The 11,485-nt window shown below is 58.3% G+C and carries 12 protein-coding genes; 9 read left to right on the top strand and 3 right to left on the bottom strand.

The annotated features are described in order from the left end of the window. Positions 1–84 precede the first annotated feature (84 nt). The 7 genes from apaG (at position 85) to JSY17_RS07910 (ending at position 8,269) form a co-directional block, all read left to right on the top strand. A complete protein-coding gene (gene apaG, locus JSY17_RS07940) occupies positions 85–465 on the top strand; it encodes a Co2+/Mg2+ efflux protein ApaG (RefSeq protein ID WP_117166859.1) in 381 nt (126 codons plus the stop codon). Next, a complete protein-coding gene (locus JSY17_RS07935; protein ID WP_206401469.1) occupies positions 465–1,349 on the top strand; it encodes a symmetrical bis(5'-nucleosyl)-tetraphosphatase in 885 nt (294 codons plus the stop codon). Before apaG ends, JSY17_RS07935 begins: the two co-directional genes overlap by 1 nt. Before the next feature lie 23 nt (positions 1,350–1,372). Further along, the gene (glpE, locus tag JSY17_RS07930) at positions 1,373–1,693 is read left to right on the top strand and encodes a thiosulfate sulfurtransferase GlpE (protein ID WP_117166857.1); all 321 of its coding nucleotides are present in this window, start codon (positions 1,373–1,375) and stop codon (positions 1,691–1,693) included. 334 nt (positions 1,694–2,027) lie between these two features. After that, positions 2,028–3,950: a PrkA family serine protein kinase gene (locus tag JSY17_RS07925; protein ID WP_117166856.1), complete on the top strand. Its 1,923-nt coding sequence runs from the start codon at positions 2,028–2,030 to the stop codon at positions 3,948–3,950. Between the two features lie 164 nt (positions 3,951–4,114). After that, on the top strand, positions 4,115–5,386 hold the full coding sequence (locus JSY17_RS07920) for a YeaH/YhbH family protein (protein WP_117166855.1): 1,272 nt from the start codon (positions 4,115–4,117) through the stop codon (positions 5,384–5,386). Next, a complete protein-coding gene (locus JSY17_RS07915) occupies positions 5,383–6,945 on the top strand; it encodes a SpoVR family protein (protein WP_117166854.1) in 1,563 nt (520 codons plus the stop codon). The genes JSY17_RS07920 and JSY17_RS07915 overlap by 4 nt, the downstream gene beginning before the upstream one ends. An 85-nt stretch (positions 6,946–7,030) precedes the next feature. Next, positions 7,031–8,269, top strand: a complete 1,239-nt coding sequence (locus JSY17_RS07910) for a multifunctional CCA addition/repair protein (protein WP_206401471.1) — start codon at positions 7,031–7,033, stop codon at positions 8,267–8,269. A 106-nt stretch (positions 8,270–8,375) separates the two neighbouring features. Here JSY17_RS07910 and folK read toward each other — a convergent pair whose 3' ends face one another. Continuing rightward, positions 8,376–8,900, bottom strand: coding sequence for a 2-amino-4-hydroxy-6-hydroxymethyldihydropteridine diphosphokinase (gene folK / locus JSY17_RS07905; RefSeq protein ID WP_206401473.1), 525 nt, complete (start codon positions 8,898–8,900; stop codon positions 8,376–8,378). Continuing rightward, complete coding sequence (gene folB / locus JSY17_RS07900) at positions 8,891–9,244, bottom strand: dihydroneopterin aldolase (RefSeq protein ID WP_117166851.1); 354 nt, start codon at positions 9,242–9,244, stop codon at positions 8,891–8,893. The genes folK and folB overlap by 10 nt, the downstream gene beginning before the upstream one ends. 74 nt (positions 9,245–9,318) lie before the next feature. On the opposite strand from folB, the gene plsY reads away from it, so the two are divergent. After that, positions 9,319–9,888: a glycerol-3-phosphate 1-O-acyltransferase PlsY gene (plsY, locus tag JSY17_RS07895; protein ID WP_162880576.1), complete on the top strand. Its 570-nt coding sequence runs from the start codon at positions 9,319–9,321 to the stop codon at positions 9,886–9,888. 40 nt (positions 9,889–9,928) lie between these two features. Here plsY and tsaD read toward each other — a convergent pair whose 3' ends face one another. Next, positions 9,929–10,954 carry a tRNA (adenosine(37)-N6)-threonylcarbamoyltransferase complex transferase subunit TsaD gene (tsaD, locus tag JSY17_RS07890; RefSeq protein WP_117186654.1) on the bottom strand — a complete coding sequence of 342 codons (1,026 nt, stop codon included), beginning with the start codon at positions 10,952–10,954 and terminating at the stop codon, positions 9,929–9,931. A gap of 198 nt (positions 10,955–11,152) precedes the next feature. On the opposite strand from tsaD, the gene rpsU reads away from it, so the two are divergent. Further along, a complete protein-coding gene (gene rpsU / locus JSY17_RS07885) occupies positions 11,153–11,368 on the top strand; it encodes a 30S ribosomal protein S21 (protein WP_002551877.1) in 216 nt (71 codons plus the stop codon). Positions 11,369–11,485: the final 117 nt, after the last annotated feature.

The raw sequence follows: 11,485 nt of genomic DNA, 5'->3' as shown, positions 1-11,485 counted from the left end.
AGTCATTTTCCGCTTACTTGTCCTAAACTGACCTGTCTACCGAACGCTCCAGTTTTTTCCGCTATAGCTTTCAAGGTCTACCGCATGCCCGATTCCCGTTATCAGGTCGACGTCAGCGTCGTCACGCGCTTCCTCGCAGAACAGTCTCAACCCGAGCAGAATCGCTTTGCCTTCGCTTACACCGTCACCGTCCAGAATAACGGCGAGTTGCCGGCCAGACTGCTGTCACGGCACTGGGTCATCACCGACGGTGACGGCCATGTCGAGGAAGTGCGTGGCGAAGGCGTCGTGGGTCAGCAGCCATTGATCAAGGCCGGGCAGAGTCATACCTACAGCAGCGGCACGGTGATGACGACGAAAGTCGGCAACATGCAAGGCTCGTATCAGATGCTCGCCGAGGACGGCAAACGCTTTGACGCGGTGATTGCCCCCTTCCGTCTCGCCGTACCCGGCTCTCTTCACTGATGGCTGTATATGCAGTTGGCGACCTGCAAGGCTGCCTCGAACCCCTGAAATGCCTGCTGGGCGATGTCCGGTTCGATCCGGCACAGGATCAGCTGTGGCTGGTAGGCGATCTGGTCAACCGCGGCCCACAGTCGCTGGAGACACTGCGTTTTCTCTACAGCATCCGCGAATCCGTGGTCTGCGTGCTGGGCAACCATGACCTGCACCTGCTGGCAGCCTCCCGGAACATAGAACGCCTGAAGAAAGCCGACACCCTGCGCGAGATCATCGAAGCGCCCGACGGCAACGACCTGCTGGACTGGGTGCGTCGACAAAAGCTGATGCACTACGATGAACAGCGCAATGTCGCCATGACCCATGCGGGCATTCCCCCGCAGTGGTCACTGAAAAAAGCCCTCAAGTACGCCAGTGAAGTCGAACAGGCCCTGCAGGACGACAATCTGTACGAACCCTTTCTCGATGGCATGTACGGCAATGAGCCCGTCAAGTGGGACAACGACCTGCAAGGCGTGACGCGGCTGCGCGTGATCACCAACTACTTTACCCGCATGCGTTTCTGCACCCGCGAAGGCAAGCTCGACCTCAAGAGCAAGGAAGGCATCGAAACCGCCCTTCCAGGCTACGAGCCCTGGTTCAAGCACCCGAACCGCAAGACCCGGGACCTGAAGATCATCTTCGGCCACTGGGCGGCCCTTGAAGGCAAATGCGATGAACCTGGCGTTTATGCGCTGGACAGCGGATGTGTATGGGGAGGTGCCATGACCCTGATGAACGTTGATACCCTTGAACGTCACATCTGCGATTGCGATGCTGTCGGCAATGCCGCCACGCGGTCGGAAACATCCCCCATTTCCCCGCCCGAGGCCAGCGAGGCCGGGCGTTAAAAGATCAGCTCAGGAGTCCAGCCATGACCGAATTCAAACGCATTCCCCCGGAACAGGCCCAAGCCCTTCGCGAACAGGGTGCCGTACTGGTAGACATTCGCGATCCGCAGGCTTTCGCCAGCAATCACATCACCGATTCGCAACACCTGGACAATCACTCGATCGCCGACTTCATCGCCAAGGCCGATCTGGACAAGCCGCTGGTAGTGGTCTGCTACCACGGCAACTCCAGCCAGAGTGCCGCCGCCTACCTCGTGGGCCAGGGCTTCTCCGACGTGTACAGCCTCGACGGCGGGTTCGAGTTGTGGCGCAACACCTTCCCAAACGAAACGGCGCAGGGTTAACGACGGAACGGATGCTGGTGCAGACACGCAGAAACACCCGGCACACTCTGAAAAATATTTTTATCCAGCCGATCCCGCGTCCTGCGCGGGTTCGCGCCCAAACTGACGAACGGTCAGCCCCACTTCTTGCTCATCCCTTCTTTATCTTTCCGAATCCGAACTATCCTTAGCCTCAGGCCATCCGTAATCAGGGGAGAGCCGGTACACCGGCGCGTGGGTCATCGGTAGTTACTTTTATGGTGTTCTGGGGGGTAAACGGCATCTGGATACTCAGCTGCTGCCAGCATCGACTGACGATCCGCCGCCGGCTCAACGTATCGAGCGAGGTGACGTCATGAGTATTTTTAGCCACTTCCAACAACGCTTTGAAACCACACGTCAGGAAGAGCTCTCCTTACAGGAGTATCTTGAGCTCTGCAAACAGGATCGCAGCGCCTACGCCTCTGCCGCAGAACGTCTTCTGATGGCAATTGGCGAGCCGGAGCTTGTGGACACCTCCACCAACTCCCGGTTGTCGCGGATCTTTTCCAACAAGGTGATCCGGCGTTATCCGGCCTTTGCCGACTTCCATGGCATGGAAGAATGCATCGACCAGATCGTGTCGTATTTCCGCCATGCAGCCCAAGGCCTGGAAGAGAAGAAACAGATTCTCTACCTCCTCGGCCCGGTGGGTGGCGGTAAATCGTCCCTGGCTGAAAAGCTCAAGCAACTGATCGAAAAGGTCCCCTTCTACGCCATCAAGGGGTCGCCGGTATTCGAGTCGCCACTGGGGTTGTTTAATGCAACCGAAGACGGCGCGATTCTCGAAGAAGACTTCGGTATCCCGCGGCGTTACCTCAACACCATCATGTCGCCATGGGCGACCAAACGTCTGGCTGAGTTCGGGGGCGACATCAGCCAGTTCAAGGTGGTGAAACTCTATCCATCGGTTCTCAACCAGATCGGCGTGGCGAAAACCGAGCCGGGTGACGAGAACAACCAGGACATCTCCGCTCTGGTGGGTAAGGTCGATATCCGCAAGCTGGAAGAATTCCCGCAGAACGACGCCGACGCCTACAGCTACTCGGGTGCTCTGTGCCGGGCCAACCAGGGCCTGATGGAATTCGTCGAGATGTTCAAGGCGCCGATCAAGGTTCTGCACCCGCTGCTGACTGCGACCCAGGAAGGCAACTACAACAGTACCGAAGGTCTGGGCGCGATTCCGTTCACCGGTATCCTGCTGGCCCACTCCAACGAATCGGAATGGCACAGCTTCCGCAACAACAAGAACAACGAAGCGTTCATCGACCGGATCTACATCGTGAAGGTGCCGTACTGCCTGCGCGTCAGCGACGAGATCAAGATCTACGACAAACTGCTGTTCAACAGCTCGCTGGCCAAGGCGCACTGCGCGCCGGACACCCTGAAGATGCTGGCGCAGTTCACCACCCTGTCGCGCCTCAAGGAGCCGGAAAACTCCAACATCTACTCCAAGATGCGCGTCTATGACGGCGAAAACCTGAAAGATACCGATCCCAAGGCCAAGTCGATCCAGGAATACCGTGACAGCGCGGGCGTCGACGAGGGCATGAACGGCCTTTCAACCCGTTTCGCGTTCAAGATCCTGTCCAAGGTCTTCAACTTCGACCCCCACGAGATCGCTGCCAACCCGGTGCACCTGCTCTACGTGCTCGAACAGCAGATCGAACAGGAACAGTTCCCGGCCGAAACCCGTGAGCGCTACCTGCGCTTCATCAAGGAATACCTGGCACCGCGCTACATCGAGTTCATCGGCAAGGAAATCCAGACCGCCTACCTGGAGTCCTACAGCGAATACGGCCAGAACATCTTCGACCGCTACGTGCTTTATGCAGATTTCTGGATTCAGGACCAGGAATACCGCGATCCGGAAACCGGCGAGATTCTCAACCGCGTGGCCCTGAACGAAGAACTGGAAAAGATCGAGAAACCTGCCGGCATCAGCAACCCGAAAGACTTCCGCAACGAAATCGTCAACTTCGTGTTGCGTGCCCGTGCCAACAATAACGGCAAGAACCCGACCTGGCTCAGCTACGAGAAATTGCGCGTGGTGATCGAGAAGAAAATGTTCTCCAACACCGAGGACCTGTTGCCAGTCATCAGTTTCAACGCCAAAGCCAGCAAAGAGGATCAACAGAAACACAACGACTTCGTTACCCGAATGGTCGAGCGGGGCTATACCGACAAACAGGTGCGTCTACTCTCCGAGTGGTATCTGCGCGTGCGCAAGTCGCAGTAAGGCAGCCACAAGCGGCAAGCTTCAAACGGCAAGTCAGCGTGCTGCCCGCATCGGTATTCCATGCAGGGCATGCACGCAGACCAGTTGCCGCGTGAAGCCGAGGTTCCGACAATCAAAACTTGCAGCTTGTAGCTTGGAGCTCGCAGCTCCCCGAAGGGGCCCGTATGAGTTATGTGATCGACCGACGCCTCAATGGCAAGAACAAGAGCACGGTAAATCGCCAGCGTTTTCTGCGGCGTTATCGTGATCACATCAAAAAAGCAGTGGAAGAAGCTGTCAGCCGCCGCTCCATCACCGATATGGAGCATGGCGAACAGATCAGCATTCCCGGTCGCGATATCGACGAGCCGGTGCTTCATCATGGTCGCGGTGGCAAACAGACTGTGGTGCATCCCGGCAACAAGGAATTCACCAGCGGCGAGCATATCGCCCGCCCTCAGGGAGGCGGCGGTGGCAAGGGGCCAGGCAAGGCCAGCAACTCCGGCGAGGGCATGGATGAGTTCGTCTTCCAGATCACTCAGGAAGAATTTCTCGAATTCATGTTCGAGGACCTGGAGCTGCCCAATCTGGTCAAACGCAATCTGACCGGTACTGACACCTTCAAGACCGTGCGCGCAGGTATCAGTAACGAAGGTAATCCCTCGCGCATCAATATCATCCGGACCCTGCGCTCGGCCCATGCACGCCGTATCGCCCTGTCCGGCAGCAGCCGCGCCAAGCTCAAGGAAGCGGTCAACGAGCTGGAGCGCCTGAAACGCGAAGAACCGGACAACTTCGGCGATATCCAGGAACTGGAAGTAGAAATCGACCGCCTCAAAGCACGCATCCGTCGCGTGCCCTATCTGGACACCTTCGACCTCAAGTACAACCTGCTGGTCAAGCAACCCAACCCGAGCTCCAAGGCCGTGATGTTCTGTCTGATGGACGTCTCCGGCTCCATGACCCAGGCCACCAAGGATGTCGCCAAGCGTTTCTTCATCCTGCTGTACCTGTTCCTCAAGCGAAACTACGACAAGATCGAAGTTGTATTCATTCGCCATCACACCAGCGCCCGGGAAGTGGACGAAGAAGAGTTCTTCTATTCACGGGAAACCGGCGGCACCATCGTTTCCAGCGCCCTGAAACTGATGCAGGAAATCATGGCCGAGCGCTATCCGAGCAACGAATGGAACATCTATGCCGCCCAGGCTTCCGATGGCGACAACTGGAACGACGACTCACCGATCTGCCGCGAAATCCTGACCAAGCAGATCATGCCGTTCGTGCAGTACTACACCTATGTGGAGATCACGCCCCGCGAGCATCAGGCCCTATGGTTCGAATACGAACGCATCGGTGAAGAATTTGCCGACACCTTTGCCCAGCAACAGCTGGTCTCTGCCGGCGATATCTACCCGGTATTCCGTGAACTCTTCCAGCGCAGGTTAGTGACATGACCGCTAGAGAGCAGAAGCGCCAACCCCTTTCCACAGGGTCCGAGTGGACATTTGAACTGATCCAGGCCTACGACCGCGAAATCAGCCGTATCGCCGAGCGTTATGCCCTGGATACCTATCCCAACCAGATCGAGGTGATCACGGCCGAGCAGATGATGGATGCCTATGCCTCGGTGGGCATGCCGCTGGGCTATCACCACTGGTCATACGGCAAGCATTTCCTGAGCACAGAAAAATCCTACTCTCGTGGACAGATGGGTCTGGCCTACGAGATCGTGATCAACTCGGACCCGTGCATTGCCTACCTGATGGAAGAAAACACCATCTGCATGCAGGCACTGGTGGTCGCCCACGCCTGCTATGGGCACAACAGCTTTTTCAAGGGCAACTACCTGTTCCGCACCTGGACCGACGCAAGCTCGATCATCGATTACCTGGTCTTCGCCAAGCAGTACATCATGCAATGCGAAGAGCGCCACGGCATCGACGCGGTGGAAGACCTGCTCGACTCCTGCCATGCCCTGATGAACTACGGCGTCGACCGTTACAAGCGGCCTTACCCGATTTCCGCCGAAGAAGAACGACGCCGACAGAAGGATCGCGAAGAGCACCTGCAACGGCAGATCAACGACCTGTGGCGCACCATTCCGAAAAGCGCCGACAAGAGCAGCAAGGAAGACAACGCCCGCTTCCCGGCCGAACCGCAGGAAAACATCCTGTACTTCATCGAGAAACATGCGCCACTGCTGGAGCCATGGCAGCGCGAAGTGGTGCGCATCGTGCGCAAGATTGCCCAGTATTTCTACCCGCAACGCCAGACCCAGGTGATGAACGAAGGCTGGGCGACGTTCTGGCACTACACGCTGATGAACGATCTGTACGACGAAGGCCTGGTCACCGACGGTTTCATGCTGGAGTTCCTGCAGTCGCACACCAGCGTGATCTATCAGCCCGGTTTCGACAGTCCCTATTACAGCGGCATCAACCCGTACACGCTGGGCTTTGCCATGTATCAGGACATTCGCCGGATGTGCGAACACCCGACCGAAGAGGATCGCCGCTGGTTCCCGGAACTGGCCGGCACAGACTGGCTGACGGCCGTCAAATTCGCCATGTCCAGCTTCAAGGACGAGAGCTTCATCCTCCAGTACCTGTCGCCCAAGGTCATTCGTGATCTCAAGCTGTTCAGCATCATGGATGATGATCAGAAGGACGATCTGCTGGTGCCCGCCATCCATGACGAAGCCGGCTATCGGACCATTCGGGAGACCCTGGCCGCGCAATACAACCTGGGCAACCGCGAACCCAACGTGCAGATCTACAGCATCGACCGCCGTGGCGACCGTTCGCTGACGCTGCGCCATCAACAACACAACCGCAAACCGCTGGGCGACTCCACGGACGAAGTACTCAAGCATCTGCACCGCTTGTGGGGCTTCGATATTCACCTCGAAACCCTGCAAGGCGATCAGGTGATGAAAACCCACCATGTACCGCCACGCGGAGAGCATGCCGAGGGCGATTACCCGAGACTCGACATGGCCGTTGTTCATCTCTGAAGAACGCAATCGGCAAGGATGTTTTTAACTTTTAACTTCCTTAAGCACGACTCAGGTTTATCCTGTCGTGCTTACGGAGGTTCTTATGCAGATTTATAAAGTTGGTGGCGCTGTACGCGACCGCCTGCTGGGTCAACCCGTTACCGACACCGACTGGGTCGTCGTAGGTGCCAGCGCCGATGAGATGCTGGTCAAAGGCTATCGTCCGGTGGGCACCGATTTTCCGGTCTTTCTCCATCCGCTGACGGGTGAGGAATACGCACTGGCTCGCACCGAGCGCAAAAGTGGCGTTGGCTACGGCGGCTTCGTCTTTCACGCCAGTCCTGATGTCACACTCGAACAGGACCTGATCCGTCGCGACCTGACCATCAACGCCATGGCCGAAGACAAGGACGGCAATCTGACCGATCCCTATGGCGGACAGCACGACATCGAAGCCAGAATCTTGCGCCACGTTTCACCCGCGTTCGCCGAAGATCCCCTCAGAGTATTACGTGTCGCCCGCTTTGCCGCCCGTTATGCCTCACTGGGTTTCAGCATCGCGCCAGAGACCATGGGATTGATGCGCCAGCTCAGCGAATCCGGCGAACTCAAGGCCCTGACACCCGAGCGTAGCTGGAAGGAAATCTCTCGGGCACTGATGGAAGATCAGCCTCAGGTGTTCATTCAGGTATTGCATAACTGTGGCGCTCTCAAGGAGCTGATCCCTGAAGTCGAGGCACTGTTCGGCGTACCGCAGCCTGCCGCCCACCACCCGGAAATCGATACAGGCAAGCATGTGCTCAGTGTGCTGGGGCAAGCGGCCCTTCATGAACAGCCGTTGAGCGTACGCTGGGCGTGCCTGCTGCATGACCTGGGCAAAGGGCTGACACCCGAATCCGAATGGCCCAGGCATATCGCCCATGAGCACAGAGGACTGCGCCTGATAAAAGCCGTCAACGAACGCTTCCGGGTGCCGAAGGAATGCCAGGAACTGGCGCTGCTGGTCGGCCAGTACCACACCCACGGACATCGTGCTCTGGAGCTGAAACCCTCGACCCTGCTGGAGTTACTGCACAGCTTCGACGTCTACCGCCGCCCGCAACGTTTTGAAGAGTTCATCGTCGCTTGCGAGATGGACGCTCGTGGGCGCGACGGCTTCGAGGAGCGCAGTTATCCACAGGCCGACTACCTGCGCGGCGCGGCTCAGGCAGCCCGGACCGTGGCGGTCCAGCCGCTGGTGGAAAAGGGTCTGAAGGGACAGGACCTGGGCAATGCCCTGAAAGACGAAAGGCTGGATGCGCTCAAGGTGTACAAGGCAGAGTGCGCCGCGCTTCGCGAATAGGTTCTGCAGAAGCTCATCCTGTGGGAGGCAGCTTGCTGGCGACTGGAACCAGTACGCTGCCAGACTTGCAATACTTGACGCATACCGGCCAATTTATTCGCGAGATTTAATTTGCCGATACATCTTCTGGCGTCAGCTGCTTGCCACGCCACTCGAATGCCACAGGCCAGAGCTGCTGATCGATCTGTGCTTCGGCCCAGAGCGTGGCGAAAGGCACGCCCACGCCCGGATGCAAACGATCCCCCGCGATCAGTGACAAGGGCCACAACACAAAGGCGTTCTTGAGTATTTCTGCACGCGGCAGGATCAGGCCATCAAAATTCCCGACCTGATCGCCATACAGAAGCACATCGATATCCAGCGGCAAACCTTTGCGATCCGGAGCATAACGACCGCTATCGGCTTCGATCATCTTCAAACGACGATCCAGCTCCATCAGTGGCAGATCGGTCAGGGCCGAGACGACCAGATTGAAGAACGGACCGCTCTTGATCCCTACTGGCTGGCTTTCGAAGACCGGTGAGCAGGTCATGTCGCTCAGGAATGAATCGAGCGCATCCAGCCCGGCATGCAAATGCCTTTCGCGCTCGATATTACTGCCGAGCCCCAGAAAAACCCGAGTCAGGGACATCCGCGCTCGATCTCCACACCCACGCCCTTGGCAGCGGCGACGGCCCCCGGCTTGGTCAGCCTCAGGCGCAGCCAGGGAATCTGAAACTCACTCATCAACACTTCGGCCAGACGCTCGGCAAAAGTCTCCACCAGTTGGAACTGCGCCTGCTCGGCAAACGCCTGGATACGAGCGGAAACACTCGCATAGTCCAACGCCTTGCTCAGGTCGTCACCCGCAGCGGCAGGCCGGTTATCCCAGGCAAAACTCAGGTCCAGCCGCAAGCACTGGCGAATGCCACGTTCCCAGTCATAAGCGCCGATCACCGTATCGACCTCAAGACCGTCAATGAAAACTCTGTCCAAGCACTACTCTCCACTGCACGACAAGGGCGCGATGCGCCGTTAGAATCAGGGCATCCTCGCCCGGAATGGTTAGCATGTTTTGGTTACTGGCTATTTTCGCCTACCTGCTCGGCTCACTGTCCTTCGCCATCCTGCTCAGCCGCCTCAATGGCAGCCCGGACCCGCGCGTCAGTGGCTCGGGCAATGCAGGCGCGACCAACATGCTGCGTCTGGCCGGTAAAAAAGCAGCCGTCCTGACGCTGATCGGCGACCTCTGCAAAGGCCTGCTCCCCGTACTGCTCGCCAGCCTTGGCGGTCTTGACCCGCGAGACCAGGCCTGGATAGGCGTTTGCGCCGTACTGGGCCATCTGTTTCCGCTGTACTTCCGCTTCAAGGGCGGCAAAGGCGTTGCAACCGCCGCCGGCATGCTGCTGGGGCTCTACCCTCCTGCCGCAGCACTGGCCATCACGACCTGGCTGCTGACGTTCTACCTGACCCGCACCAGCTCACTCGCCGCGCTGATCGCCACACCATTGACCCTGCCACTGCTGGCCTGGCAGGAACCCCGGGCCTTGTTGCCCATGAGCGTCCTGACCCTGCTGATCGTCTGGCGTCATCGCGGCAATCTACGCGACCTGCTCGCCGGGCGCGAACGGCATTTCTGAGGGAGCGCATGAAAACGGCTCACCTCCGCCATGCCGCCCCTCAGATACCCGACAACTGCTCCATCGGCCAGCGTGCCTGCACACTGATACTCAAATCTTCCTTCTGGCCCGCTTGCAGACGCTGACAACCGGCAAATGCGATCATCGCGCCGTTATCGGTGCAGAACTCGGGACGAGCGTAGTAAACATGACCGCGCAGGTCCGCCAGCATGCTCTCCAGCGACTCTCGCAACGCCTTGTTGGCGCTGACGCCACCGGCGATGACCAGGCTCTTGAGACCGGTCTGCTTGAGCGCACGCTTGCACTTGATGGTCAAAGTCTCCACTACCGCCTGCTGGAAGGCCAGAGCGATGTCGCAACGGGTTTGCTCGCTGTCGTCCCCAGCGCTCTGGCACTGCTGCCAGGCATTGAGGGCAGAGGTTTTCAGACCGCTGAAACTGAATTCCAGACCCGGACGATCGGTCATCGGACGCGGAAATGCAAAACGCCCTGCGACACCACGAGTCGCCAGACGGGAAATCTCGGGGCCGCCGGGGTATTGCAGTCCCATCATCTTGGCCGTCTTGTCGAAAGCCTCGCCTGCGGCGTCATCCAGGGTTTCACCCAACAGCTCATAGCGACCGATACCATCGACCCGGACCAGTTGCGTATGCCCGCCGGACACCAGCAAGGCGACGAACGGAAACTGTGGCGGCTGCTCTTCGAGCATCGGAGCCAGCAGATGGCCTTCCATATGATGAACGCCCAGGGCCGGAATATCCCAGGCAAATGCCAGGGCCTGAGCGCATGAGGCACCCACCAGCAAGGCACCGACCAGACCCGGCCCGGCCGTGTAGGCAATGGCATCGATGTCGGTCGCCACACAGTCCGCTTCGGCCAGAGTCTGGCGAATGAGCGGCAGCATGCGCTTGACGTGATCACGCGACGCCAGCTCCGGCACCACGCCACCATAGACGCGATGCAGGTCGATCTGACTGAACAATGCATCAGCCAGCAAACCGCGCTCGCTGTCGTAGAGAGCGACGCCGGTTTCGTCGCAGGAAGTTTCTAATCCCAGTACTAACATGGGTTTGCGCCTTGTAGGGGGCAGATTTGAAGGCGCGCATGATAGTCGTCACCAAAGACGCCGACCAGCGGTTTTCGATCAGAGGCTTTGCATTCCTCTCAATGAGGGGTTAACATCCGCAACCCTTAAAAACCGACGTACTTTTGTGCAGTGTTTGCACGAGGCGTTGACCCCGGTAATGAATGAAGGTAGCTCTGGATGCCAGCCGTCAAAGTTAAAGAGAACGAACCCTTCGACGTAGCTCTGCGTCGTTTCAAGCGCTCCTGCGAAAAAGCCGGTGTTCTGGCTGAAGTTCGTAGCCGCGAATTTTACGAGAAGCCGACTTCCGAGCGTAAGCGTAAGGCAGCTGCTGCTGTCAAACGTCACGCCAAGAAAGTCCAGCGCGAACAGCGCCGCGCCGTTCGTCTGTATTAATTTACAGCCTTACGTCGCAAGCTTCTGCCTTGCCCGGCCTTAGAACGCCGGGCTGTCGGCAGTTGGAGCACCAGCTTCACGCATCATTGACAGAAGCAGTCGAAGCCGCACATGCGA

Origin of the sequence: Pseudomonas capsici, from assembly GCF_017165765.1 — a bacterium.
Classification (GTDB): Bacteria; Pseudomonadota; Gammaproteobacteria; order Pseudomonadales; family Pseudomonadaceae; genus Aquipseudomonas; species Aquipseudomonas capsici.
Note: the sequence above shows the minus strand (reverse complement) of the source record. Positions and strands in the feature narration are given on the sequence as shown.